This is a genomic window from Achromobacter sp. FW305-C-30-7 (genome assembly GCF_058783105.1).
On record NZ_JBYSYI010000004.1, the window covers coordinates 146371 to 171257 of the forward strand.

At 64.9% G+C, this 24887-nt stretch carries 31 protein-coding genes; 21 read left to right on the forward strand and 10 right to left on the reverse strand.

What is annotated here, in order from left to right:
* Positions 1-6: 6 nt before the first annotated feature.
* On the reverse strand, positions 7-378 hold the full coding sequence (locus AC3WOB_RS14485; RefSeq protein WP_013392939.1) for a hypothetical protein: 372 nt from the start codon (positions 376-378) through the stop codon (positions 7-9).
* Between the two features lie 208 nt (positions 379-586).
* Here AC3WOB_RS14485 and AC3WOB_RS14490 point away from each other — a divergent pair, with 208 nt between their 5' ends.
* Both AC3WOB_RS14490 and AC3WOB_RS14495 read left to right on the forward strand, forming a co-directional pair.
* A complete protein-coding gene (locus tag AC3WOB_RS14490; RefSeq protein WP_013392940.1) occupies positions 587-1501 on the forward strand; it encodes a PhzF family phenazine biosynthesis protein in 915 nt (304 codons plus the stop codon).
* Between the two features lie 250 nt (positions 1502-1751).
* The gene (locus AC3WOB_RS14495) at positions 1752-2186 is read left to right on the forward strand and encodes a GNAT family acetyltransferase (protein ID WP_492275407.1); all 435 of its coding nucleotides are present in this window, start codon (positions 1752-1754) and stop codon (positions 2184-2186) included.
* A gap of 31 nt (positions 2187-2217) precedes the next feature.
* Here AC3WOB_RS14495 and AC3WOB_RS14500 read toward each other — a convergent pair whose 3' ends face one another.
* Both AC3WOB_RS14500 and AC3WOB_RS14505 read right to left on the reverse strand, forming a co-directional pair.
* Positions 2218-3171: a M14 family metallopeptidase gene (locus tag AC3WOB_RS14500; RefSeq protein WP_013392942.1), complete on the reverse strand. Its 954-nt coding sequence runs from the start codon at positions 3169-3171 to the stop codon at positions 2218-2220.
* Positions 3172-3182: 11 nt separating this feature from the next.
* Positions 3183-4181, reverse strand: coding sequence for a Bug family tripartite tricarboxylate transporter substrate binding protein (locus tag AC3WOB_RS14505; RefSeq protein WP_013392943.1), 999 nt, complete (start codon positions 4179-4181; stop codon positions 3183-3185).
* A 117-nt stretch (positions 4182-4298) separates the two neighbouring features.
* On the opposite strand from AC3WOB_RS14505, the gene AC3WOB_RS14510 reads away from it, so the two are divergent.
* The 3 genes from AC3WOB_RS14510 (at position 4299) to AC3WOB_RS14520 (ending at position 6318) form a co-directional block, all read left to right on the forward strand.
* Positions 4299-5162, forward strand: coding sequence for a MurR/RpiR family transcriptional regulator (locus AC3WOB_RS14510; protein ID WP_492275408.1), 864 nt, complete (start codon positions 4299-4301; stop codon positions 5160-5162).
* 195 nt (positions 5163-5357) lie between these two features.
* The gene (locus AC3WOB_RS14515; RefSeq protein ID WP_013392945.1) at positions 5358-5612 is read left to right on the forward strand and encodes a hypothetical protein; all 255 of its coding nucleotides are present in this window, start codon (positions 5358-5360) and stop codon (positions 5610-5612) included.
* A 112-nt stretch (positions 5613-5724) separates the two neighbouring features.
* Positions 5725-6318, forward strand: coding sequence for a BPSL1445 family SYLF domain-containing lipoprotein (locus AC3WOB_RS14520; RefSeq protein ID WP_013392946.1), 594 nt, complete (start codon positions 5725-5727; stop codon positions 6316-6318).
* A gap of 69 nt (positions 6319-6387) precedes the next feature.
* Here AC3WOB_RS14520 and AC3WOB_RS14525 read toward each other — a convergent pair whose 3' ends face one another.
* On the reverse strand, positions 6388-6621 hold the full coding sequence (locus AC3WOB_RS14525) for a hypothetical protein (RefSeq protein ID WP_013392947.1): 234 nt from the start codon (positions 6619-6621) through the stop codon (positions 6388-6390).
* A gap of 108 nt (positions 6622-6729) precedes the next feature.
* Positions 6730-7200: an Lrp/AsnC family transcriptional regulator gene (locus AC3WOB_RS14530; RefSeq protein ID WP_006226939.1), complete on the reverse strand. Its 471-nt coding sequence runs from the start codon at positions 7198-7200 to the stop codon at positions 6730-6732.
* A 160-nt stretch (positions 7201-7360) separates the two neighbouring features.
* Between AC3WOB_RS14530 and AC3WOB_RS14535 the strand changes: the two genes are divergently transcribed.
* From AC3WOB_RS14535 to AC3WOB_RS14560, 6 genes are all read left to right on the forward strand, one after another.
* A complete protein-coding gene (locus tag AC3WOB_RS14535) occupies positions 7361-8272 on the forward strand; it encodes a DMT family transporter (protein ID WP_207471635.1) in 912 nt (303 codons plus the stop codon).
* A 106-nt stretch (positions 8273-8378) separates the two neighbouring features.
* Positions 8379-9125 carry a sulfite exporter TauE/SafE family protein gene (locus tag AC3WOB_RS14540; RefSeq protein ID WP_492275409.1) on the forward strand — a complete coding sequence of 249 codons (747 nt, stop codon included), beginning with the start codon at positions 8379-8381 and terminating at the stop codon, positions 9123-9125.
* Between the two features lie 70 nt (positions 9126-9195).
* Positions 9196-9420: a hypothetical protein gene (locus AC3WOB_RS14545; RefSeq protein ID WP_013392950.1), complete on the forward strand. Its 225-nt coding sequence runs from the start codon at positions 9196-9198 to the stop codon at positions 9418-9420.
* Between the two features lie 349 nt (positions 9421-9769).
* Entirely contained in the window at positions 9770-9982 is a 213-nt protein-coding gene (locus tag AC3WOB_RS14550; RefSeq protein WP_008159938.1) for a hypothetical protein, read from the forward strand.
* Positions 9983-10130: 148 nt separating this feature from the next.
* On the forward strand, positions 10131-11237 hold the full coding sequence (locus AC3WOB_RS14555; protein WP_492275410.1) for an AGE family epimerase/isomerase: 1107 nt from the start codon (positions 10131-10133) through the stop codon (positions 11235-11237).
* A 103-nt stretch (positions 11238-11340) separates the two neighbouring features.
* Positions 11341-11556, forward strand: a complete 216-nt coding sequence (locus tag AC3WOB_RS14560) for a hypothetical protein (protein ID WP_013392952.1) — start codon at positions 11341-11343, stop codon at positions 11554-11556.
* Between the two features lie 106 nt (positions 11557-11662).
* On the opposite strand, the gene AC3WOB_RS14565 is transcribed toward AC3WOB_RS14560, so the two are convergent.
* The gene (locus AC3WOB_RS14565; RefSeq protein ID WP_013392953.1) at positions 11663-12595 is read right to left on the reverse strand and encodes a LysR substrate-binding domain-containing protein; all 933 of its coding nucleotides are present in this window, start codon (positions 12593-12595) and stop codon (positions 11663-11665) included.
* Positions 12596-12707: 112 nt separating this feature from the next.
* Between AC3WOB_RS14565 and AC3WOB_RS14570 the strand changes: the two genes are divergently transcribed.
* From AC3WOB_RS14570 to AC3WOB_RS14605, 8 genes are all read left to right on the forward strand, one after another.
* Positions 12708-13697, forward strand: coding sequence for a Bug family tripartite tricarboxylate transporter substrate binding protein (locus tag AC3WOB_RS14570; protein ID WP_013392954.1), 990 nt, complete (start codon positions 12708-12710; stop codon positions 13695-13697).
* A 2-nt stretch (positions 13698-13699) separates the two neighbouring features.
* Positions 13700-14569 carry an N-formylglutamate amidohydrolase gene (locus tag AC3WOB_RS14575; RefSeq protein WP_492275411.1) on the forward strand — a complete coding sequence of 290 codons (870 nt, stop codon included), beginning with the start codon at positions 13700-13702 and terminating at the stop codon, positions 14567-14569.
* Between the two features lie 72 nt (positions 14570-14641).
* The gene (locus AC3WOB_RS14580; protein ID WP_492275412.1) at positions 14642-14983 is read left to right on the forward strand and encodes a hypothetical protein; all 342 of its coding nucleotides are present in this window, start codon (positions 14642-14644) and stop codon (positions 14981-14983) included.
* Between the two features lie 130 nt (positions 14984-15113).
* Positions 15114-16145, forward strand: coding sequence for an ABC transporter substrate-binding protein (locus tag AC3WOB_RS14585; protein WP_492275413.1), 1032 nt, complete (start codon positions 15114-15116; stop codon positions 16143-16145).
* Positions 16132-17148 (forward strand): ABC transporter permease, encoded by a 1017-nt coding sequence (locus tag AC3WOB_RS14590; RefSeq protein WP_492275414.1) that lies wholly within the window; start codon positions 16132-16134, stop codon positions 17146-17148. The genes AC3WOB_RS14585 and AC3WOB_RS14590 overlap by 14 nt, the downstream gene beginning before the upstream one ends.
* Positions 17142-17933: an ABC transporter ATP-binding protein gene (locus tag AC3WOB_RS14595; protein WP_492275415.1), complete on the forward strand. Its 792-nt coding sequence runs from the start codon at positions 17142-17144 to the stop codon at positions 17931-17933. The genes AC3WOB_RS14590 and AC3WOB_RS14595 overlap by 7 nt, the downstream gene beginning before the upstream one ends.
* Positions 17930-19099 carry a c-type cytochrome gene (locus AC3WOB_RS14600; RefSeq protein WP_492275416.1) on the forward strand — a complete coding sequence of 390 codons (1170 nt, stop codon included), beginning with the start codon at positions 17930-17932 and terminating at the stop codon, positions 19097-19099. The genes AC3WOB_RS14595 and AC3WOB_RS14600 overlap by 4 nt, the downstream gene beginning before the upstream one ends.
* Before the next feature lie 357 nt (positions 19100-19456).
* Positions 19457-19660 carry a cold-shock protein gene (locus tag AC3WOB_RS14605; RefSeq protein WP_193353254.1) on the forward strand — a complete coding sequence of 68 codons (204 nt, stop codon included), beginning with the start codon at positions 19457-19459 and terminating at the stop codon, positions 19658-19660.
* Between the two features lie 1466 nt (positions 19661-21126).
* On the opposite strand, the gene AC3WOB_RS14610 is transcribed toward AC3WOB_RS14605, so the two are convergent.
* Positions 21127-21873, reverse strand: a complete 747-nt coding sequence (locus tag AC3WOB_RS14610) for a lysozyme inhibitor LprI family protein (RefSeq protein WP_492275417.1) — start codon at positions 21871-21873, stop codon at positions 21127-21129.
* 483 nt (positions 21874-22356) lie between these two features.
* On the opposite strand from AC3WOB_RS14610, the gene AC3WOB_RS14615 reads away from it, so the two are divergent.
* Positions 22357-22572 carry a DNA-3-methyladenine glycosylase gene (locus AC3WOB_RS14615; protein WP_332011149.1) on the forward strand — a complete coding sequence of 72 codons (216 nt, stop codon included), beginning with the start codon at positions 22357-22359 and terminating at the stop codon, positions 22570-22572.
* 481 nt (positions 22573-23053) lie between these two features.
* Here the strand turns inward: AC3WOB_RS14615 and AC3WOB_RS14620 are convergent, their stop codons facing one another.
* A complete protein-coding gene (locus AC3WOB_RS14620; protein WP_332011147.1) occupies positions 23054-23290 on the reverse strand; it encodes a CrpP-related protein in 237 nt (78 codons plus the stop codon).
* Between the two features lie 87 nt (positions 23291-23377).
* A complete protein-coding gene (locus tag AC3WOB_RS14625; protein ID WP_492275418.1) occupies positions 23378-23506 on the reverse strand; it encodes a hypothetical protein in 129 nt (42 codons plus the stop codon).
* Between the two features lie 40 nt (positions 23507-23546).
* On the opposite strand from AC3WOB_RS14625, the gene AC3WOB_RS14630 reads away from it, so the two are divergent.
* Complete coding sequence (locus AC3WOB_RS14630) at positions 23547-23966, forward strand: OsmC family protein (protein WP_492275419.1); 420 nt, start codon at positions 23547-23549, stop codon at positions 23964-23966.
* An 11-nt stretch (positions 23967-23977) separates the two neighbouring features.
* Here AC3WOB_RS14630 and AC3WOB_RS14635 read toward each other — a convergent pair whose 3' ends face one another.
* Positions 23978-24820, reverse strand: a complete 843-nt coding sequence (locus AC3WOB_RS14635) for a LysR family transcriptional regulator (protein ID WP_492275420.1) — start codon at positions 24818-24820, stop codon at positions 23978-23980.
* Positions 24821-24887: the final 67 nt, after the last annotated feature.

A 24887-nucleotide genomic window follows, 5' to 3' on the forward strand; every position in this document is an offset into this window, starting at 1 on the left:
CGCAGATCAAGGCAAGGCGGTGCCGGGGCGGGGCGCGGTCCGCGAAAAACATACTTCGAGCAAGCTGTTGCTGCGAAGTTTGAGGGTGACGTCCGTGCGCCGCCTGCCCAGCGTGGTGGCGGCAAAGAGGCCAAGAGCCAGGCCGCCGAACCAGGCGGGAAGCAAACTCGCCAGATCCCACCCCGTGATGCCGCTGTTGTAGGGTTGCTTGAGTACCTGGACGCTCAGCCCGTGATCGTGGCAGAGCGTCTGCATTGCCGCCACGGTTTCTTCGATGTCGGGGATGTTCTCAAGAAAGAACGGCTCTTGGGCCTGCGTCAACCGGTCAAGTTCGCCAGCAGGCAGGCGGTCCTGGAAGTAGGTGCGTACCGTGGACATAGGGTGGGTTCCTGTTGTGCGCAAATCGTCGTGCGCCGGCTGCGGGGGGATGAACCGAAAAAAACGCCGGGCTGGGCCAGCGTAGTCTATGCCAAATCCGCCCGCTGTTATGGTCGGGATTCTCTGCCTCTGTGTCTGGCGGGCAGTCCATCGGCCCCGCACACTTCCCAGGTCGCCGCGCAGTCCGCGCGGCTTGAAAGGACGTTCCATGCGCTACCGCTATGTCACCGCCGATGTGTTCACCAGCCATGCGTATGGCGGCAATCCGCTGGCGGTCGTGTTCGACGCACAGGGGTTGAGCACGGCGCAGATGCAGCGCATCGCGCGCGAGTTCAACTATTCCGAAACCAGCTTTGTGCTGCCGCCGCGAGACCGCGCGCATACGGCCTGGGTCCGCATCTTTACGCCTGATCGCGAAGTGCCGTTCGCGGGGCATCCGAATGTAGGCACGGCCGTGGTGCTGGCGCGCGAAATGGCCGCCTCGGGCCTGACCGTGCCGGATGCCTTCGTGTTCGAAGAGGAGGCTGGACTGGTGCGCATTGCGCTGCGCGCGGGCGCAAGCGGCGTGGCCGGCGCCGAGCTGCTTGCCCCGCAACCGCTGTCGCGCGCCAGCGAGGCGCCAGCCGCCGCGGTCGCGCGGGCCTTGAGCCTGGAGCCCGCGGACATCGAGACCTCGGCGCATGCGCCGCAGGTGGCGTCGGTCGGCCTGACCTTCCTGGTGGTGCAGTTGGCCAGCCGCGAGGCCTTGCGCCGGGCCATGCCCGACCCGGCAGGCTACGCGGCCCTGCTGCCGCTAGGCGGCGCAAAGTCCATCTATGCCTATACCACCGACACGGGTGTGGACGCGGCGGCCGCACGCACCGACATCCAGGCCCGCATGTTTACCGGACGCATGACGGAAGACCCCGCGACCGGCAGCGCGACAGCGGCCATGACGGCGCTGCGCGCGGCCTTGCGCGGCGATGGCGTATTGCGCCTGCGGGTGGAGCAGGGCGTGGACATGGGGCGCGCCAGCGTGCTGCTGGCCCACGCCGAACCGCGCGCCGACGGCGTGTGGGCGGGCGTGGCGGGCGAGGCCGTGGTGGTCATGGAAGGCACCCTGGCGGCGCCTGATGCGTCTTGAAGTTGGCTGAGCTTCGGCGCCTCATGTATGCTTGCCTGCATGAACGCACCGCATTTCGCGCCGATGTCCGGCGCAACCTACCGACGAATCACTCGACGTCCATGTTGAGTGGCTAGTCACGTCCGGGCGCTGAACCATCGGCGCCAAACCCTGAAAGCCACGATACCCCTCGTGGCTTTTCTGTTTCTGGCTGGTCCCGCTGTCGAGGCGTATCGCAAGGCTTTCGTTGCCATCCTTGAAGGAACGAAGCATGAGTGCGCAAGACCTCGCCATCCGGCCCTACCATTCGACCGACGAAGCCGCGATCATCCAGCTGTGGCATGACTGCGGCCTGACCCGCCCGTGGAACGATCCGCGCAAGGATATTGCGCGCAAGCTTGCGGTGCAGGCGGACTTGTTCCTGGTGGGGGAGGCAGACGGTGCGATCGTCGCGACGCTGATGGGCGGCTACGATGGCCATCGCGCATGGATCAACTATCTGGCGGTATCGCCGGCGCATCAGCGCCGCGGCCATGCGAACGCGCTGATGCAGGCGGTCGAGCGCAAGCTGCTGGAAATGGGCTGCCCCAAGATCAATCTGCTGATCCGGTCGGGCAATGTTGCGGTGAAGGATTTCTACGCGACCCTGGGCTTTCAGCAGGACGAGGTCATCAGCCTGGGCAAGCGCCTGATTCCGGATCTTTGACGGATCCGGACCGGGCGCCGGCGGGCAGCGATCAGATCGCCACGGTCAGGTACACCGCTTCGCGGCCCACGATGGGCATGCGCGTGGGCATGAAGATGGTGCAGTCGTCACAGGGCGAACGGATCTCCTCGGTGCCATTCATGGCGATCAGCTCGCCCTTGGCAAAGGTTTCGAAGCCGATCACTGGACGCGTGAAGCTGAAGTCTTCGGATTTCACCATGTGCACTTCGAGCAGGCGGTAGCGCTGCGGCGCGGGCGGGGGCGGCATGCCGGCGGGCATGTCGATCAGGCCCGTGTGCGCCAGGAAGCGCAGCGTGACGTCCGTGGCAAGGTCGGCGGCGGATTGCGCGAAATGCTGGCCGCATTCGACCACCAGCGAGCCGTTGCTGTCGGAGCGCGGATCGCCATGGCGGCCGTAGCCCATGACGCCGGTGCCGGGGAAGAGGTCGGGCGGCATCACCAGGTGCACCTGTGGCGCGCCGACGGCGCTGGCCAGCGCTGTGTTGCGGTCCATTTCCGTGTAGACCCAGAAGGGCTGCACGGGGGCGCGCGTGGAGTGGATGTCCAGCACGAAGTCGGCGGCGTCGAGCACCGGGCGCAGTTCGCGCGCGCGGCGCAGTTCGGGGCTGTCTTCCGGACCGTCCAGCATGGCGGCCGACCAGATGCGGTTCAGGTTGTGGACGAGCTGGCGATTCTCGTAGGGGTTCTCGATATCGAAGGCTTCATAGGCTTCGACGTGGGCGAAGCTGACGGTGAGCGTGCCGATCTTGGGGCGCACGCCGCTGTCCAGCAGATGGGTCGCGGCCACCATGCCGCAGATCTCGTTGCCATGCGTGATGGCGTTGATCAGCACGTGCGGGCCGGGCCGGCCCGACTCGAAGCGGTGCACGTAGGGGATGCCGACATTGCCCTCGCGGTAGGCCGAGAGGTCGCGCGGCAGGACTTCCAGGGGAGCGGTGTCGGGTTCGAAAGCGGGGTTTTTCATGAGGGTCTGGCCTATTCAGGACGGATGCCGGCGCGGTCGATCAAGTCTTTGTACAACGCCAGGCGCTCGGACATCATGGCGGTGAACTGCTGCGGCGTCTGGTTCTCGGGCGGCAGCGCGCCGGCCTTTTCCAGGGATTGCGGCATGCCGTCCTCGGTGGCGGCGGTGCGCACGGCGGCCAGCAGCTTCTGCACGATGTCGGGCGGCGTGCCGGCGGGCGCGGCCAGGCCGATCCACGACATGGAGTTGAGCACGGGATAGCCGAGTTCCTCGAAGGTCGGCACGTCGGGCAGGGAGTCCAGGCGCTTGGGGGCGGCCACCGCCAGCGCGCGCATCTTGCCGACCTGGATGTGCGGCAGGAAGGGCGCGAGGTTATCCAGCGCGAACTGCGCCTGGTCGGAGAGCAGGGCGTTGATCAGCGGCGCGCCGCCACGGTAGGGCACGTGCACGGCCTGTAGCTGCAAGGTGTTCTTCAGCAGTTCGGCGTTGAGCTGGCCCATGCTGCCGATGCCCGCGGTGGCGTAGTGCAGCTGATCGGGGCGCGCCTTCAGCAGCGCGACGAACTCGGCCAGGTTGCGCGCTGGCACGGCGGCATTGGTCACCAGCACATTGGGTGTGCGCGACAGCTGCGAGATGGAAACGAAGTCCTTGATCGGGTCATAGCCGAGATCATTGCGCATCAACGGGTTGGCCAGATGCGAGCTTTGCGAGGACGCGACCAGCGTGTAGCCGTCAGGCGTGGCGCGCGCCACGCGCTTGCTGCCGATGGCGCCGCCGGCGCCGTCGCGGTTTTCGATGATGACGCTGGTACCGAGCGCCTTGCCCAGCGCGTCCGCGTACAGCCGGCCGATCAGGTCGACGGAGCCGCCCGCAGGAAAGGGGACGACCAGCGTGATGGGGCGCGACGGATAGGCGCTGGCGCGTGCGGCCAACGGCAGCAGGGTGGCGCCCAGGCCGGCCAGGACCAGGCTGCGGCGGGCCAAGGACGGCCCCTGGGGGTGATGCTTCATGGAATTCTCGGTGATGACTGCGGGTTTGGTCTAATTTGCAATGAAGATTGCAGGCTGCAATATAAGATGCAATGTGTGTTGTGAAATTTGGGGTTATCACCTAGGACCCGGGCAAGCATGAATCTGCATCAACGTATCGCCGGCTACGGCCGCAAGCTCAGCAAGAGCGAACAAGTGCTGGTCGAGGAAATGCAGGCGCGCTATCCGCAAAGCCTGCTGGAATCGGCGACGGCGCTGGCCAGGCAGGTCGGCACCAGCGCCTCCACCGTGGTGCGCTTGCTGGCCAAGCTGGGCTACGAAAGCTATGCGCAGGCGCAGATGGAGGCGCGCGCGGAAGTGACAGCGCGCCTGGCCTCGCTCGGCGAACGGGCGGACGCGGTGGGCGCCGACAAGCCTACGCCGCGCGCCTGCCTGCACAACGCCCTGCTGCACGACCAGCACAACCTGAAGGAGACCTACGCGTCGATCAACGTTGCGGCCTTCGAGGCGGCCGTGCGGCTGCTGACGCAGCGTAAGGGCCGGGTGCATGTGTTGGGACTGCGCCAGGCCGCGCCGCTGGCCAGCCATGTGGCGCTCTACCTGAACCTGTGCCTGCCGTCGGTGAAGCCCATGGTCGCCGCCGGCCCTCTGTTCCTGGAGGACCAACTGCTCTGGATCGACGAGGCCGATGTGCTGCTGGCGTTTACGTTCAGACGCTATTCAGTCGCCGCGGCCAAAGCGGTGCAGTACTTCCGGCAACGCGGCGGCAAGGTGATCCTGGTCACCGACTCCGCGTCGGCGCCCGCTGCCGCCTCCGCTCACCATGTGCTGGTCGCGCGCAGTTCCAGCGCCTCGCCTTTCGATTCCTACACTGCGGCCTTCTCGGTTTGCAATGCCTTGCTCGCGGCGGTGGCGCAGCGCAGCAAACAGGCACTGGGCGCGGCGCTCGAGCGCGGCGAAGGCTTGTGGGACGCGCAATGGATACGTCCGCCGCGCGGCTGAAAACAGCAGTCCGCGCGATTGTGCAGGCCCGCTGCAAAGGCCTCGGAAAGGAGTGGCCGGCAGCCATTTCTGCGGACTTCAAGATGCGTTCGCACTAGCCGTACTAGTACGTCATAACTCCTTGAAAACATTGCTTTTCAAGGCCCAATATTTTTGGCATATTGCGGCCGGGAAAACCTCTTTCAGGAGCGAGGAATGGGCGCGTGGCCACAGCGTCATATCGATGGGTTCGAAGTGGAATGCCAGGTCATCCGGCTGGACACAGGCGTGCTGGCGATCGAGGTTGCCGTGTGCCGGAAGGCGGAGGGCGAACTGGAGCGGCGCTGGTCGTTGCCGCGCTTCGTCACCTTCGAGGATCCGGGGATTGCGAGACGCCATGCCGAACTGGTGCTGTCCGGCATCGTGTCGGTGGACGAGTCCACCGGCGAACCGCGCTACGGGATCTTGTAGCAGGGGTTGGGCATGCAGGCAGGTTTTGTTTCTTTTCACACAATCGTGTGCTTTGCGCTGGCCGATTTGCCCGGTACAGTGGTAGAGGGTGACAACAAAAAAGGAGAGTTCCATGTTTGATACTTTTCCTGTCTTGCGTCGCGCCGGCCTGGCTGCCGCGGCGATCGGTGTGGCCGGCCTGATGTTCACGGGTTGCACCACTACCAGTCCCAAATCCTCCGCAACCGCCACTGAACAGCGCCAGTCCCTGAACAGCGCGGCCGAGGCCACGCTGGGCAAGCTTTATCAAGCCTCGCCCCAGTCCAGGGAACTGGTCGCGCGTGCCCGGGGCGTGCTGATCTTTCCCGACGTGTTGAGCGGCAGCTTCATCATCGGCGCCGAGCACGGCAAGGGCGTGCTGCACGTGGGCGGCTCCACCGCCGGCTACTACAGCACCACCGCGGGTTCGGTCGGCTTCCAGGCTGGCGCGCAGTCCAAGGCGATGGTGCTGCTGTTCATGACGGACGAGGCGCTGAGCAAGTTCCGCAACAGCAGCGGCTGGACCGTGGGCGCCGACGCCACGGTGGCCGTCGTCAATATCGGCGCCAACGGCCGCATCGACACGAATACGGCGCAGCAGCCCATCGTCGGTTTTGTGATGAACAACGGCGGCCTGATGGCGGGCGTATCCCTGGCCGGCACCAAGATCTCCAAGCTGGATCTTTGAGCCTGCCGGCAAGGCAAAACGCCGCGGATGTTTTCCGCGGCGTTTTTGTTTTTACGCGTCGTCAGCGTTTCAGCCCATCAGGGAGTCGCCGTTGTTGCGCACCGCGCTCTCGCGCTGCATCTCGGCAGCTTCGATGGCCGGGTCCAGGCCGCGCCAGCGCCTGATGGGGCCGCGGTCCTGCTCGGGCTCCCAGCCGAGCATGCCGTAGCGTGTGATTTCGGTTTCACCGGTTTCGAATTCCACTTCGAAGTAGCCCTGACGATCGGGTAGCGTGCCGCCGGGGAACCAGTCGGTTTCAGGCATGGTGTTCTCCTTGCTAGGCGATGGGAGGGGCGCCGGCGCGGGCGCGCAGCCCGCGCGGCGCCTTCATTGTGGAGGGGCGCCGGGGATCCTGCAAGTTGCTGCGGGGCTTCACGCCAGCGGGACTGCGGTGGTGTAGAGCACCTGCTTCAACGCAAAGCTGGAGCGGATGCTGGCCACGCCGGGGATACGGGTGATGTGTTCGACGATCAGCCGCTCCAGTGCGTCCACGTCCGGCACCAGGGCGCGGATCAGGTAGTCGGCGTCGCCCGACATCAGGTAGCACTCCATGATTTCCGGCAGGACGGCGATCTCGCGTTCAAACACGTCCAGCGCCGCCTTGCGCTGCTTGTCCAGCGAGATCTGGATGAACACGTTGACCTTCAGGCCCAGCTTGCGGGCGTTCAGCAGCGTGACGCGGCGGTCGATCAGGCCTTCGGTTTCGAGCCGGCGCACCCGCGCCAGACAGGGCGAGGCGGACAGGTTCACGCGCGCCGCGAGCTCGACATTGGTCAGCCGCGCATCGCGCTGGAGTTCGTTGAGGATACGGATGTCAGTGGCATCCAGGTTGATTTCCGGCATAAGTCACCCAGTTATGGTCATTCGGCAATCCATCCGTGCTGAGTATGACGGGTAATGCGATCGAATGCAGTTAAATGTGCTGGGGTTTGCCCTATAGACTATTCCCTCGTTTGGCAATCAGGCCAAAACACGGAATATTCAAGCGGTAGATTGGGCAGTAATGAGTCAGCAGAGCACATTGGGCAGGTTTTTGCCGCTGGTCGGCGCGGTAGCCATCTGGGGCGGCAATTGGCCTGTCATGAAGCTGGGGCTGACGCACATGAGCCCGCTCTGGTTGGCCGCCAGCCGCTTCGGCTCGGCTGCGCTGATCAGCGCGCTGGTGCTGGGCATGCTGGGCCGTCTGCGCCTGCCCACGCGGCAGGAATGGCCGCTGGTGGCAGGCGTGGCGCTGCTGCAGATGGGCGCGTTCACCGCGCTGGCGCTGTGGGCCCTGCAATACGTGGCGCCGGGACGCGCGTCGGTCATCGCCTATGCCACTTCCATCTGGGTCATTCCGCTGTCCTCGCTGATCCTGAAGGAACGCCTGTCGATGGCGCAATGGCTGGCGACGGCGCTCAGCTATGCCGGCATCGTCGTCATCGTGGCGCCCGCGTTCAGTCCCTGGCAGGCGCACACGGTGATCGGGCTGGCGATGCTGCTGGGCGCCTCCTTCGCCTGGGCCTGCAACATCATCCAGCTGCGCGGCAACCGGCATATCCGCCTGGGCGCGGACATGATTCCCTGGCAGACCGCCATCGCGGCGCTGCCGCTGGCCGCGCTGGCGTGGCTGCGCGATGGCGCGCCTGTCTTTCTGGCCGAGCCGCAAGCATGGCCCGTGATCCTGTACACCGGCCCGCTGGCCACCGCGCTGACCTTCATCGTGGTGCTGGGCATGACGCAGAAGATGCCGCCGGTGGCGACGTCGATCGCCATGCTCTGCGTGCCGGTGATCGGGCTGATCGTGTCGTCGCTGGTGTTCCAGGAGCGCATCTCGGCCGATCTCGCGCTGGGACTGGCCCTGATCGGCGCCAGCGTGGCGGCCTCGGCCGCGGCGACGCGCCTGAAGCGGCCGCTGGCGCTGCGCCCCTCGTAGCCGTAGTCCATGCAGGCGCACTCGGCCACGGGACGGAATAGTTGCGCGTTCTAGAATGTCGTGCGCCGGGACCGGTCCCGGCCTCTCTTGCAGGCGTGCGGCGGATATGGATTCCTTATATGTGCTGGTCGCGGCGGGCGCCATGGCCGCCGGTTTCGTGCAGGGCCTGTCGGGCTTCGGCTTCGGCATGGTGGCCATGTCGTTCTGGGCCTGGACGATAGATCCGAAGCTCGCCGCCGCCATGGTGGTGTTCGGCTCGCTGACCGGACAATTGCTGGCCGCGTTCAGCGTGCGCCGCGGTTTCGCAATGGCGCAGCTGCTGCCCTTCGTGGCGGGCGGACTGCTGGGCATTCCGCTGGGCGTCAAACTGCTGCCGTACCTGGATCCGCTGATGTTCAAGGCGCTGGTCGGCGGACTGCTGGCGGTCTGGTGCCCCGTCATGCTGTTCGCGACGCGCTTGCCTCCCATCTCCGCAGGCGGAAGAGTCGCCGACGGCGTGGTGGGCGCGATAGGAGGCGTCATGGGCGGCATAGGCGGATTCACCGGCGTCATTCCCACTCTGTGGTGTACCTTGCGCCGCTTCGACCGCGACGTGCAGCGCGCGGTGATCCAGAACTTCAATCTGTCGATGCTGGTCGTGACGATGGCGAGCTACGTCTACACCGGCGTGGTCACGCGCGACATGCTGCCGTTGTTCGCGGTAATCCTGCCGGCGATGCTGGTGCCGACCTTGTGGGGCACGCGCGTGTACGTGGGCATCAGCGACCTGGCGTTCCGCCGCATCGTGTTAGGCCTGCTCACCGTCTCGGGCGTGGCGCTGCTGGCGTCATCGCTGCCCGGCCTGCTGGCCTAGCGTTCTTTACCGGTCGCCAGGACCGGCCTGGCGACATGCTATCGTTGGGTATTCAAGAGAGAATCACCGCATGGCATTGCATCGTTTCGAGAAAGGCGAGTTGGGACATTGGCTGCGCGTCGTGGCCGACAATGGCGAGCCCGGCGCTGCCCAGACTGAAGTGCCCGCGCATGTGGCGCAGGCGCTGGAGACGTTGCGTTGCATTGAAGCCGGCGCCGACGGCCGCTGGCTCATCACCGACAAGGGCAAGCTCTCCCTGCGCATGGAAGAGCCTGGCGCGATCCATTTGCGATAGCGCCGCGCAGTGCGCGCCGGCTGCAGAATCCGATAATGTCGACAGGCGCTGCGGCGCAGGCCCGCGTGCCGCGTTTCGCTGCGTCTTGATCGTTTGGCTTACGAAAATCCCACACAATTTGCGAATGTTTTCGCAGTATGTCGCAGCTTCGCGAGTATTCCGGGGGCGCTACGGGAATTTCCTGAGACGGAATGCGCGATTTGGCTGCTTTTCGACGTATCGCGGGCGTCGAGTCGCCAGTAAGATGAACTTGCGTGACGTTTGCAGGTCTATTCATTTGCGCGGGAATCCTGCTCCCGCAACGTCACGCGTGGTTCACGCGTTTAGGTAACCGACTGGGAGGTAGCACATGCAGCATCGTGACCAGGAAGTTCTGATCGACGTTTCCACAGCGGCCATGGATACCGGCGGATATGGCGTACTGCTGACGGTTACGGCCGAGGGCGGCACCGAAGTGGATGCCGCGTTTTCCCACTTGGGCAACTGCGCTTCGTTGGACGAAGCACGCGATCGCGCGGAAGTATTCGCGCAGAACTGGGTAGAGGAAAACATCTTCCGATAGGGCGCTACGCCCTGGACGGAGCTGATTGGCAGGACCGGTCTGTGTGCGCATGACGCTTCGGAGAATACTCAACGGTTTGCGGCGAAAATTTCGGTTATCGTTGCTGCTCCAAAATCTGGGGCCCTTATTGGGTATGCGCCGTTCCAAGATGACTGCCGCACAGACCAACTCTTCACTTGCGGAACACATCCGCGCATTACGCCACCATTTTGATTCCGTTGTCCTGCCCCTCTGGATGGGGCAGGGTTTCAATGGCGCGCTCGGTCTGCCTTTTGAATCGCTGGACGCGGCCACTGGCGCTGCGCTGCCGGTTGAGCGCTACCGCGCCATGGCTTGCGCGCGTCAGCTCTACGTATTTTCAGAAGCGCCGGGCGCCGCCGCTGGCGCGCATGCGGACCTGCTGTTCGAGTCGCTGCGGCGCGTGTTCCGCGACGAGGTCCATGGCGGTTGGCGCTACAGCGTGGATGCCGAGGCGCGTCCGCTGGACGAAACGCAGGACCTGTACACCCACGCCTTTATCGTGCTGGCTTGCGCGGCCTATTTCCGCCGCAGCCGCAACGCGGATGCGCGCAAGCTCATGCTGGCCACGTCCTCGACCATCGAGGCGCGTTTCAAGACCGCCGATGGGCTGTATCACGCCGCGCTCAGCGCCGACATGAGCCAGCCGCTGCGCGCGCCCGCGCAGAATCCCATGATGCATCTGACCGAGGCGTATCTGGCGGCAGCCCAGGTCGCGGAGCCGGCGCTGTACGCGCAGCGCCTGCGCGGCCTGGCGCAAGGCATCAGTCAATTCTTCGTGCACGCGGCCTCGCAATGCATTTCGGAAGCGCGGCAAGGCACGGCCGGGAACCGGCTGGAGCCCGGGCATCAGTTCGAATGGCTGTCGCTGGTGCATGGCTCGGCCGAGGTGTTCGACGGCCTGGACCTGGCGGAATCACTGCCGCGCGCCGTGCGCTGGTCGCGCCGCCATGGCGTGGACGCGGGCGGAGTGGTGGCATCGCTGGACGAGTCTGGCGCCGTGATCGACGACACGCGCCGGATTTGGGCGCAGACCGAGTATCTGCGGGTACTCGGCGTGCTGGGCGACCTGCCCGCGCTGGAGGCCGGTTTGGCCCTGTTCCGAACGCGTTTCCTGCACGCGGGCGGTTGGTACGAATGTCTGGATGCGGAAGGAACGGTGGTGCGCGCGGACATGCCTTCGACCTCGCCGTACCACCTGGCGACCTGCCTGTCAGCCATGCCGACCGTTGTTTAATTGTGGCGTTAACAATTATTTTTGGATTTACCGTCACATATCGATAGAAAAGTATTGGTGAAATCCCTTACAATTTGGTTACTATGTTTGTAGGGAAGCATCAATGAGCGTTATGTGCCTGGCTTGCCAACGCATTAACCCGGGGCTTGCTGGCGTTGCGCCGCATGCCCATCTGGGGCATCAAGGCTTTACCAATCCGACGCAGAAGGGCCGTGAGGAAAGCCGTGAAGATCATTTCCGCTGCCTGAGTTGCGGCGCGAAATGGCTGCGCGAGACCGACAAGTGGGGCGTGGACCTGGGGTTCAAGCTCGCGCCTTGAGCATTCCGCCGCGTCATGTGAACGGGCTCCTCTGCAGGAGCCCGTTTTCGTTTGGTAATAGTTGATCGCCGCCGCGCGAAACCGCATGTTTCGCGCAGCCGGACTTTCAGCCCGGGCCGGCGGCCAACACGTCCGGGTCTCGCCCGGCGGTCTCCAGCAACCACTGGCGGAAGCAGGCCAGCGCGTAATGGTCGCGGCGCTGGGCCGGGGCGCACAAGTGGTAGCCGCGGGCGATGCGGATGGGCAGCTCGGGAAACGGAGCCGCCACGCGTCCGGCCTGCAGGTCGTCGCGGACCAGGCAACGCTGCAGGACGGCGATGCCCATGTCGGCCATGACGGCGCGGACCAGGATGGAAACCTGGTCAAAGCCATTGGCCAGCTGGACCGAGGCGCGCGGCACGCCGGCGGCGCTCAGCCATTGCACCCAGTTGTCCACGCCGTTCGAGTGATACAGCAACGGCTCCCCGAGCAGGCCCGCGGGCGTGTCCCAGAGCCCTTGCGCGCGTCGCGCCGCCAGCCGGCCGGGGTGGCATATCACGACCATTTCCCGTCCGATCACATAGTCCGCCTGCCAACCCGGCCATTGCTCCGGCATGCCCGACAGGATGCTGGCGTCGGGCGTCGCGCCCGAAAAATCCTCGTTGCGGCGATAGGCCGCGAAGCCTAGCTGGATATCGGGATGGCGCGCGTGAAAGTCGGACAGGCGTGGCACCAGCCAGGCGCTGGCCAGCGTCGGCACCGTGGACAGCGTCAGACGCAGGCGGCGGTCGTTGGCGCGCAATCCGGCGCTGAGCGCTTCGATTTCCTGCAATGGGCCCTGCGCGCCGTCGTACAGGCGGCGCCCGGTTTCGGTCAGGGTCAGGCCATGGGCGTTGCGATGCATCAGCGGTTGGCCGAAATGCGCTTCCAGGCGCGAGATGGCCCGACTGACGGCGCCCTGGGTGACACACAGGACCTCCGCGGCGCGGGTGAAGCTGCCCAGGCGTGCCGCCGTCACGAAGGCGTGCAGTTCGGACATGGAGGGCGAGTGCAGTCGCATCTAGCATGACCATTGGTAATGAAGCCGTGCAATATAGTCGTTTGAAAGGGGACCGTAAAGTTCGGACACTGGCGGCCTTGTCGTTTGACCTTCAACTTTCGGAGTCATCCCCATGTCCCGCCGTCTTCTGGGCCGGTCCGCGCGCTTCGCGCTCGCCGGCATGTTTGCCACGCTGACCTTCGCCGGCATCGCCCAAGCCGCCGACTATCCCGCCCGCCCCATCAAGCTGGTGGTGCCGTTCGCCGCCGGCGGTTCGACCGACATCGTGGCGCGCCTGGTGGCCGAGTACGCCGGCCGCGACCTGAAGCAGACCATCGTGGTCGAGAACAAGGCCGGCGCCGGCGGTTCCATGGGCATGGAGCAGGTGGCGCGCGCCACGCCCGACGGCTACACCATCGGCATGGCCACGATGAGCACGCACGGCTCGAACCCGGCCGTGTTCCGCAAGATGAACTACGACCCGGTGAAGGATTTCGTGCCGGTGGCCAATGTGGTCGCGGTGCCCAGCATCTTCGCGATCAACCCGGGCCTGCCGGCCAAGAACATGGCCGAATTCGTGGCTCTGGCCAAGAAGCAGCCGGAACGCTACAGCTTCGCCTCGCCGGGCGTGGGCTCGCTGGGCCACGTGAACATCGAGAACTTCATGATGCTGTCCGGCATCAAGCTGCTGCACGTGCCGTACCGCGGCGCGGGTCCAGCGCTCAATGACGTGATGGGCGGGCAGGTGGATGCGATCACCGACAACCTGTCCTCGACCCTGCCGCAGGTGCAGGGCGGCAAGCTGCGCGCGCTGGCCGTGCTGGGCGCCGAACGCTCCCCGCTGCTGCCCGACGTGCCGACCTACATCGAACTGGGCTACCCCGACATGGGCACGGGCGGCTGGTTCGGCCTGGTGGCGCCCGCCGGCACGCCGCCGGCCGTGATCGAACGCCTGAACAAGGCGGTGCGCGCCGCGCAGGATGATCCGGAATTCCGCAAGAAGGCCGAGGAAGTGGGTGGTACGCTGGTGCGCACCACGCCCCAGGAATTCGAGGCGCAGATCCAGCAGGCCCTGGCCCGTTACGCCAAGGTCGCCAAGACCGCCAACATTCAGGCTGATTGACGATGACCCACGCCGACTTCGACGCTGTTTCCGTACACGAGCCCACGGGCCCGGCCCTGCCGCTGGTCTGCGATTCGCCGCATAGCGGCGAGCGCTATCCGGACGATTTCGGCGCCGCGGCCACCCTGGCGCAGTTGCGCCAGGGCGAGGACACGCATGTGGACGCGTTGTGGTCGGCGGCGCCCGCCCTGGGCGCGACGCTGATCGCCGCGAACTTTCCGCGCGTCTACATCGACCCCAATCGCACGCTGCAGGATCTGGACCCCGAGCTGTTGGCGCAACCCTGGCCCGACCCGCTGGACCCGGGCGAAAAGACCCGCCTGGGCAAGGGCTTGATCTGGCGCAGGATGGACAAGGCCACGCCGATCTACGATCGCAAGCTGACGCTGGCCGAAGTGCGCCACCGCATACAGGCGTATTACGAGCCCTATCACGCGGCCCTGTCGCAGGCGATCCAGCAGGTGCGGCAGCGCTTTGGCGCGGTCTGGCACCTGAACCTGCACTCCATGCCCAACGATGCCTACGAGCGCCTGGGCCGCCAGAGCGAGCATCCGCTGGCGGACTTCGTGCTGGGCGACCGCGATGGCACGACCTGCGAGCCCGAGTTCATCGCCCTGATCGAGGCGGCCTTGCGCGGCAAGGGCTATACCGTGGCGCGCAACGACCCATACAAGGGCGTGCAGCTGATCGCGCAGATCGGCCAGCCGGCCTTGAACCGCCATAGCCTGCAGGTGGAAATCCGCCGTCCGTTGTACATGGACGAGGCTACGCGCGAGCGCAATGCGGGCTTCGCGCCGCTGCAGGCCGACCTGTCCGACGTGCTGGAGCAGGTGGCGGCGTACGTGCGCGCGCGCCAGGCCGCGCTGGCTTAAGTTTCCCCGCGGCGGGCCGTAGTCGGTAACAAGGAACCGCGCCTTTCTTGGACGCGGCCACACGGAACCGCAATGGCTGAGAAGATCATCAACGGATTTTCGGTGCTCGCGTACGCGACCCAACCCGAGGGGCGCGTGCCGCCGCGTGCTTTCATCGAAACGCGGCGGCTGCCGAAGAAGCAGAGCCAGGCCGAACGGGACGCGCAGGCCGCGGCCCAGGCGGACGCGCAAGCGCAAGCGGCTGAGGCCGCGCCGGCAGACGTGCAGGACACCGAGCCGGACACCCAGGCCTTCGAGATCTTCATCAGCCGGCGCTTCCGCAGCACGGTCGAGGCCATGTCGGCCGCGCGCAACGCGCTGGACCGCGTCAAGCAGGTCGACGAGGACGGTGTTCCGGATCACTTGCCCGAGTAGTCCGGCTCCTGGGCGGCGATGCGCCGCCCATATTGTTATCCCGACTTTGTATTTGTCGAACCCCTGAGCGCAGGCCGATGATGCCGCATGGCAATCATCGCCATTCACAGTCTGCTCAAAAGGAAGGTTGATGAATACGAACGTCCATTCCCGCGCCATCTCCACGCGGGGAATCTCGCGCCGCGCGCTGTTGCGAGCGGCAGGCGCCGCGGGCCTTGCCGCGCCGCTGGGCATGCTGGGCTCGCGCGTGCTGGCCGCCAATGCGGCGCCGCGCACTTTCAAGATCGCATGGAGCCAGACCGCGGTCTGCCAATCGCCCGTGTCGGTGGCGCTGGAGCGCGGCTTCTTCGACAAATACAACCTCAAGGTCGAACGCATCAACTTCAGCGGCTCCACCGATCAGTTGCTGGAAGCGATCGCCACCGGCCACGCCGATGGTGGCATCGGCATGGCGCTGCGTTGGTTGAAGCCGCTGGAACAGGGCTTCGACGTCAAGCTGGCCGTGGGCACGCATGGCGGCTGCATGCGCTTGCTGACGGCGCAAGACTCGCCGATCCAGAGCGTCAACGACCTGAAGGGACGCCGCGTGGCGGTGTCTGACCAGGCCAGTCCGGTGAAGAACTTCTTCGCGATCCGCGTGGCGCAGCTGGGCATCGATCCGGAATCGGTGGACTGGCGCCAGTATCCGCAGGACCTGTTCGGCGAAGTCCTGCGCAAGGGTGAGGTCGACGCCATCGCGGGCGATGATCCGTTGATCTACACGCTGCGCGAGGACAGCAAGCTGCGCGAGATCGCCACCAACATCGAGGGCGACTACGAGAACCGCACCTGCTGCGTGCTGGGCCTGCGCGGCGACCTGGTGCGCAAGGATCCCGAGGCCGCGGCAGCCATTGCGCGCGCGGTGATCGACGCGCAGCGCTGGACGGCCTCCAACCCGGACGAGACGGCACGCATCTTCGCGCCCTATGTGCCCGGCAAGGTGCCGGCCGAACGCGTGGCCGCGATCCTGCGCAGCCATAGCCATGGCCATGCCTCGACGGGCGCCGCGTTGCGCGAAGAGATCGTGGGCTATGCCAAGGACCTGAAGACGATCAAGGTGCTGAGCGCGGGCCTGGACGTCAACAAGTACGCGCAAGTGGTGGTGCCCAATGTCCTCGGCTGACGTATTGCATGCCCCGGCCGCGGGCGCGAATCCGCCTGCGCGCGACCGGCGCTTGTGGAAGTCTGGCATCGTGGCCGCCATCCTGTGGGCGGGCGTGGGCGCTGTGACGCTGTCATGGCCGAATGTGGAAGTCGGCTTTTCGTCCTGGGGCTATACGCGCGAATTCGGAGCGGCGGCCTTGGCGTTGGCGTTGCTGCTGTTGCTGGCGGCGGCGCCGGGGGCGGGGCAGTTGCGTGCAGTGCGCGTCTTGCACCGCGCGGGCCCCTGGCTCGCGGCCCTGGCCGTGGCGGTGGGCGCCTGGGAGATCGCGACGGCCAAGCTGGCGCTCCTGCCCAGCCCGTTTTTCGCGCCGCCGCAGTCGCTGATCGAGGTCTATGCCACCGACTACAAACGGCTGGCCGACAGCCTGGCGAATTCGCTGTGGCTGCTGGCCAACGGCTTTCTGCTGGGCGCCGCCGCAGGCTTTCTGACCGGCGTGGCCATCGGCTGGTCGCGCGGCCTGGGCTACTGGGTACATCCGGTGCTGCGTTTCCTGGGGCCGGTGCCGTCCACGGCCTTGCTGCCGATGGCGTTCTTCTTCTTTCCGTCGAGCTGGTCGGCAGCGGTCTTCCTGATTGCGCTGGCCACCTGGTTTCCGGTCACGGTGCTGACCTGGTCGGGCGTGGCCGGCGTGAGCCGGGCCTACTACGACGTGGCGCGCACCATGGGCGCCAATGAATGGTTCCTGGTGCTGCGCGTGGCGATCCCGGCGGCCTTGCCGCAGGTATTCGTGGGCCTGTTCATGGGCCTGGGCGCGTCGTTCTCGGTGCTGGTGGCGGCCGAGATGATGGGCGTGAAGTCTGGACTGGGCTGGTACCTGTCGTGGGCCCAGGGCTGGGCCTCCTACGCCAATATGTACGGCGCCCTGATCGTGATGGCGCTGGTGTTCTCGGGCCTCATCACCTTGCTGTTCCTGGGACGCGACCGCCTCCTGGCCTGGCAAAAGGGAGTGGTGAAATGGTAGCGGCGGCCGTGTCTGAACAACAGAAAGCATCCGGCGCCGCGCTGGCCGTGCGCGGCGTGAACCATCACTTCGACCTGGATGGCGCGGAATTGCCGGTGCTGGACGGCATAGACCTGGATGTGAAGGCGGGCGAGTTCGTGGCCTTGCTGGGACCCAGCGGCTGCGGCAAGTCCACGCTGCTGCGCCTGGTCGCGGGCCTGGAGCCTCCGGCCGCAGGCGGCCTGCTGGCGGACGGCGAACCCATCACGGGGCCTTCGCCTTCGCGCATCGTGGTGTTCCAGGATCCCACGCTGTATCCCTGGCGCACGGTCTGGGACAACGTGGCCCTGGGGCTGCAGGCGCGCGGGCTGTTGAAGACGCAGCGCGGCCGGGTGGACGAGGCCTTGCAGCGCGTGGGGTTGACGCCCTTCGGCCAGGCCTACCCGCACCAGCTGTCCGGCGGCATGGCGCAGCGCGCCGCGCTGGCGCGCGCGCTGGTCAACGATCCGCGCATCCTGATCCTGGATGAGCCGCTGGGCAAGCTGGACTCGCTGACCCGCATCGCCATGCAGTCCGAACTGGTGGACCTGTGGCAACGCGAAGGCTACACGGCCTTGCTGGTCACGCACGACGTGGAGGAGGCGCTGTTCATGGCCACGCGCATCGTGGTGCTGAGCGAGCGGCCGGCGCGGATCAAGGATGAGATCGTCAACGACCTGCCGTATCCCAGGCATCGCGGCGATCCGCGCCTGGCGGCCTTGCGCCATCGCGCGCTGGCCTTGCTGGGGTTGGACTCGACGTGGTGAGCATCGCGCAATGCCGGCCGGCGGATGCCGCTTGCGCGGCGCGGCCGACCCGGTGGCGCGTAACGGTGCTGCTGACGGTCGGGTTGGCCGCGTTGGCGCTGACCCTGGCCGCGACGATCTGGCGGTCGCTAGTCCAGGTTCCGGTATTGACGTACTGGCCGTTCGCTTGGCGCTACGACCCGGACCTGCCTGTCAGTCCGCATACCTGGCGCCAGCTGTGGCTGGCGCTGGCGCAGTCGGCGGCGGCGCTGGCACTGTTGTGCTGCGCGCTGTTCGCCAAACGCCGGCGGCTGGCATGGCTGGGCGCCGCTGCCGCGCTGGCGCTGCTGACCGACTGGCCGCGTCCGCAGATGCTGCTGACCGAGGCGCACAGTTCCTCCTATCAGCTTTCACCGCTGCCGTTTTCCGATGCCAATCTGCTGCGGGGCGGACGGCTGTACCAGGCGCATTGCGCCGCGTGCCATGGCGCGGCAGCCGATGGGCGGGGCGAGCTTGCGGCCAGCCTGCCGGTGTGGCCCAGCGTGCTGGGACCGGCCCTGTTCCAGAATCGGCTGGAAGGCGAGCTGCACTGGCGCATCGCGCATGGCGGCCAAGAGCCGGCCGGCAAGCCCGCGATGCCCGCGTTCGGCGCAACGTTGAGCGCCGACGAGATATGGCAGGTGCTGGACTATCTGCGCTTGCGGGCCTATGGGACTGGCGGCGGCAGCGGCATGCCTGCGGTGGCCGCGCCTGTCGTCGAACTCGTCTGCCGTGATGGCCGCGCGGCGCGGCTCAGCGGCCTGCGTGGCTTGCCCCTGCGTGTGATGGCCCATGCGCCGGGTGCGCCCGAGGAACCGCAGGATCCGCGGCTGCTTACCGTGGCGCTGACGCGAGGCGCGGCGCAGGACGTCGATGCGGATTGCGTGGCGGCCGGCGCAGGCGCCTGGAACGCCTATGCGCTGGCGGCGGGCGTGCCGCCTGACGAGCTGGCGGGCGCGCAGTTCATGGTCGACCGCCAGGGCTGGCTGCGCGCCCGTCGCCTGCCGGGCGCGGCCCCGGCATGGACCAGCGCGGACGAGGTTTGCGGGCCGGGAGGGCGGATGGAGGACAAGACGGTCCGCGGCCTGGGCCAACTATTGCAGGCGATGGATCGTGCGCCCATCGCGATACCTAAACGAATACCTTAGGTATCAACTACTTAGTTGCCGATGCGGTAGCGTCGGGGAGTTTCTGGGGAAGAATAGCGGATTCCAATCTGCTCATCTCCAGATCGTTCTGATCCCCGTCTAGCCACTTTGAGTAGGTGCTCAGGAACATCTCTAAGCTGTGCCCAAGCTGCTTGGAGAGCGGGCCGGTAGCCCGGTGAATTCCTGAAAGTCACTTTCAGCGCCGGTGACGTTGCGGCGCCGGCCCGCTCTCCGAAGCAACCGGGAAGCGGTGGCAGGGTATGTGTTAATTCGTAACGGACATATCTTTGTTGGGGCTAATCACCGATAGTGGCCGCGGGAACATTTTTCCCTGCAAATCTAGGACTTACATTGAAGATTGAAACTGGTATCGTGAAGTGGTTTAACAACGACAAGGGCTTCGGCTTTATCATGCCGGAGCTGGGTGGCAAAGACCTCTTCGCCCATTTCTCTGAAATTCAGGGTGATGGCCACAAATCTCTGGAAGAGAACCAGCGAGTGTCATTCGTTGCTGGCCAAGGGCAAAAAGGCCCGACGGCGACGATGATCAAGCCGATTTAGTAGCCGAGTTGCTCGCTGGAATGCGGGCAGCTGGGTAGCAGGTTGTGGGGCCGGATCCTTTGAAACATTGGATTCGGCCCTTTGCTTTTGGGCTCCGTCGAGCCTACTTGCTAATGCTGCTGCCGAAGTTGAAAACGTCTATCAGTTCTTCAATGAAGCGTACGAGTGCTTCGAGCATGGCGTTGCTCCGCGGGTTGGGGTTAAGTGGATGATGGAGGCCCGATCTACTGACCCAATAGATTGGGCCGGTTTGGTTTTTAACGCCGTCAAAACTGCTTGTTTTGATGTGTGCACGGTGAATGCTCGCGAACACCGAGATCCCAAGCAATATCTTGCCCGGACCTTGGACACGGCGCTAATCTGAAAGGCCCAGCGCAGTCATCGATGGAGCCTTTTATGAAAACGTCCCTGTTTCCTGGCATGGCTTTGGCGCTTACCGGCTTCTGCGTCTCCGCCGCCGCCCAGACTGTCACGCCGCTTCAAGGCCAAACTCCCCAAGTAACTCAGCAGGACATCGCTGCATGCCAAGCTCAGTCGGGCAGCACCACCAGCCCCCCCGCCGAAGCCCCGCAGGCAGGCGGCCGAGCCAGGGGCGCGGCGGCAGGCGCAGCGGCGGGGGCCGTCGTTGCAGGCGCGCGAGGACGCCAACATGAGGAGGTTTACGACCGCGTGGACGATGATACGAAGCAAGCCTACCGGCAGAACCAAGCGAAAGACGCCGCCGCGGCTGGTATGGTTGTGGGCGGATCGCGTCAACGGCAGGACCGGCGACAAGATCGGGCGAACCAAGCGCAGCAGAATGCGACTGCGTCATCAGCCTACGCCAGTTGCCTGCAGCAGCGTGGTTATCAGGTGACGCCGTGAGCGCCTGTTGCGAGCGAGGTTCCTGGACGCAAAAAGTGATTCAGTTGTCTGGTGGCAACTTGACCCACTGATGCTTCGGCATGGGGTCTTGCAGTTCGCTTCCATGTAGCCTCTCTCCATTCCCCGACGTCATCTACGTGCTAATGGCAAGTCTCGTCGCTCCGTGCCTGAGACGGGCTGCTCGGGACGGGCGCTGGGGTACCTGGCTCGCGGGAACATCATTTATCGGTTTGGGCGTGCTCACGGCCATGGGTACGCGCCTCGCGCGTTGACGCTCTCTCTCATCTGCGCCGAATGGCGGCTTCTGGCCGTATCCAGGCCTCCGCCGGCCGCTCACGACCCTGAGCAGCCATTCGCGTGTCTCATGCCAACACCTGCTGTGCAGCGCTTACCGACCTTGGGTTCTGCCTAATCAATTCACCTGAATCCGGCCCCAAGCCGGTGTTTTCTCAAGCAGCCTCGGCCGGCACTTCAGGCAGCGGCCCACGGACCCGCCGCCTGGGCGGCTGCTGTGCGCCTCGTCTTCATCGGCATATCCATGATCTTTAGTCCTCATGATATGCCTCGCACACAGAATCACGGATAGGCCCGGGCGCTTACCATCAACCGCCATAGCATTGCGCGTAAGTAAAGTCGACCAAGCGCTTGTCTGAGGCATCCTGTGGCGTGGACGGCTCTACTTGGAAATGCCCGAACATATCGTCGTTGCAGATCCTCACGTTCTTGCGCTGCGTACCCTCCTGCAATACGCAGGAGCCGCCAAAACTGTGATTACTCCCAGCGACGCCGACCGGTAGGTCAATCAGCCGGCTACAACCGATGATTCGGCAGTTTTGCTTCTGATACGACAACGATTGGTTGAACGATTCAACACGGGAGTTGGGATCACGAATCGACACAACATTAACGCATTCGCCACTAACGGTTTGGTTGCCCGGCAGCTTGCAGTCCGAGTACACGTCGCCATTGGCAATATGTTCCTCATTACGCGCCAGCATGGCGATGCGGGTTGTGTATGCTTGCTGCAGGCAGGCGCTGTCTTGACAAATGTCACGAGCGTATTTAATCCAGTTGCGCTGTTCTTTCGCCAACTCTTTCTTGCCATGGGCATCGGTTGCGGCTAGTGCTGTTTCATAGGCCCCATGCAATTTTCCATCCAGCGCGGATATCTCGGCATCGCTACAGATCAACCTTTCCGTAGCGCTCACGGCCTTGTTGCAATCAAAACTTGCAGCTTGGGCGCCAGTCCATAGAGTTGCAAGGCCCAACGTAAAGAGAATCTTCATCGCAGGTGCACACCGCATCTTCAGTGCGTAAGCGGGTGGGCGTGTTGAATGCAGCTGGGTCATGATCCTATCTTCTCAAGTTGTATGTCGATGATGTCTTGCGTACAGCACAACACATCTCCCTCGTGACACGCCAAATCAGCTTAACCGAGCTAATGCACATCTCTGGTCTTGTAATCTTGTCGCTGGAGCATCAGAGGCATTCTTATTCCAATACCCGGCTCAGTTTTTACCAGATCTAAGCTGACGCCTGTGCCTTTACCAACTAAAGCTGCGGCTTCATCACAATCTTCTCGGATGCCGCTGGCCGGAACCCGCTTTTCAGCGGAATCGGAAAGAGGCCGGGGTTATCGTCGCCACGCCCGGCTGTGGGAGCCCAAGCACACAGGGTCGCCGACATGCGGGCAGACGATGCCAGGCGCGGCTTCGTTGAATCGACGATTCAGCCAGTGACCAACATTTGTTGGGGGATAATTTTGGGCACGCCGCGTGCTGCATGACCTACACACTGAGCGGCGCGGGGTCGCTACTGCCGAGGCGAAAGCAATGGAACAGGAAGATTATTTGGCTCAAATACTTACCAGGTCTGCAAAGTTGAATGAGTTTGGGGACTGGGCAGACATTCTGGCCGATTACGCGTCCTGCCTCTGGAATGTGCGGGACAAGTTGGAACGGGAAGAGATCGAGCGCTTATTAAACGTTGGCGCGGCCTTCTACCGCACGTTGGCACGCGCTGAGGACTACCGTCGCAGCCCCCTCTGAAGGTGCTATATGGTCTCGCTGCGGCGGGATGGCTCCGCGTTCTCATGAGACGGGGCGCTTATGCGCTACAGCGACGGCTACGGCGCCGTCTGGCATGCGGTATTTCCCGCATGACAGCCAAACGACGGGTTCGCCTGTCGGCAATGAGCAAATGTACTCGCGGACGGGGAGTCCGGTTGGACCGCGTTTGGTGACTAGCCTACGCTCCACCCGGCAGATGGAACGATCGGGCAGCTTTACGATCACATCGGACAATCGAGTGCCCACCGCCATGTTCTCCCTCTTCAGATGATTGCGCCCGAGGTCGAACGGTCGTGACCTGGCGGGGCATTGGTCCGTTGGCGTCTTATTTAACACCTTGAGCCTCTGAGGAACATCCGGCGTTCGGCTGAACAGCTCAGCTGGGATGAGTGCTTTTCGACGTACTCGTTCTCCGGGCAAGCATTGAAAACGCCCCATTGCTGGGGCGCTAAAGAGTATTTTAGGTGGGGCGTCGCTCAATTGAGCGGGGCGGGGGCCTCGCGCTAGCCCTTGGTTTTCTCGACTCCGTTTCGGCTACCCAACCTGCTTCCCATGCGTCGACTTTTTCACGCCAATCCCGTATGGCCTCGCCCGTGTGGCCCGGCATGGCCGAGGCACAATAGTAGGGGCAATCGAATAAGCTCAGCCCTTCACGGGCAGCTTGGGCGCCCAACTTTCGGATGTCGTCGCGTTGCATTGCTATACCCTCCAAAAGAAGATCACGGGAAGGTCAGTATTGCGCATGGGCTGTGGCGCTTGCAATAGTGTGGCGGGACTACCTGGCCTAGCGCGGCGCCATCCCCTTGCGCAGCTTGCGCGGGGATTCCAGTAGCTCCATGGTCATCTGGTCTTTCTCCAGCACACAGGGCTCCACGGCCGGGCCGGCCAGCAGGTCGTCGTAGATTCCACCCATGAGGCCCGCAGGCCGCTTCAGTTCAAAGGACACCTGGTGCATGCGCAGTAGGGCCGCGCGCAGGCGCTTCCGCGATCACCAGGTGGTCAGCGACAGTCCTGCTGATTTCGCGGGCTACGACTTGGGGCCGAGTTCGCCCGAGCTGTTGCTGGGATCGCTGGGCAGCTGCCTGACGCATATCTTCCTGATCAAGGCGGCCGAACTCGAATTGCCGCTGGAATCGTTGCAGGTGGAGATCGAAGGCGACCTGGACCCGCGCGGCGGCAAGCCGGGCTATGAGCAGGTGCCACTCTTTCCGCACAACATTCGCTATACCGCACACATCGTGTCGCCGGCTGACGAGAGCGCGGTGCGCGCCGTGCATGAGGCCGTGGAGCAATGGTGCCCGATCCTGAACCTGCTCAAGCAGTCGCAGCCGCTGGAAGGCCGAGTGGAGCACACCCGCTCTGCGGCGCAGTAAGAAAGAAAGCCTCAGGTCAGCGTGCTGCGCATCAAAATTTCGGTCAGCGCCCGCGTAGGTTTATTAGGCGCGGGTGCCGAGATCACGATGAACTCCACCTGCGGCAGCGCGGGCAGCTGCGCGGCGCCGGCCGGCGCGGCAAGGCCCAAGGTGGACAGGTGCGACGGCTGCACCGTGATGCCCAGGCCGGCGCGCGCGGCCGCCTGGCAGCCCGCGTAGCTGGTGCTGGTGCACACGATCTGCCAGCTGCGTCCGGCGCGCGCCAGGGCGTCCAGCGCCAGCGCGCGCGTCACGCTGGGTTCGCGCAGCAGGATCAGCGGCAGCGGTTCGCCGGGCGCCACCCGCAGGCCCTCCTTGGCCTGCCACAGCAGGGCTTCCTTGTGCAGGGTCTGGCCGCGGCGGTCGCCCTTGCGGCGCTTGCCTATCATCACGTCCAGGCCGTTGTCGTCCAGCAGCTTGTAGAGCTCGCTGGTGACGCCGATGGTCAGGTCCAGTTCCACCTCGGGGTGGGCCAGCCGGAACGCGGCCAGCACGTCGGGCAGGGGGCCCATCGCCAGGTCGTCCGAGGTGCCCAGCCGGACCCGTCCGCGCAGGCGCGGCGCGTCGAACAGGCGCTCGGCCCGCTCGTGCGCGTCCAGGATGATCTGCGCATGCACCAGCAGGCTGCGGCCGTCGCTGGTAAGCGCGAGCGAATGCGTGTCGCGCTGGAACAGGCGGCGGTTCAGGGCCTGTTCCAGCTGGCGGATGTGCTCGCTGACCGTGGGCTGGGTCAGGCCCAGCCGCCGGGCGGTTTCGGTGAAGCTGGGCGCGGCGGCGGCGGCAGTGAAGGTCTTGAGCCAGAGGGGATTGAGCATGGCGGCCTGGTAATAGAAAAGTCCGATGACAGTTAAAGTACCCAGTGGGCTTCACGATGGCAAGCGC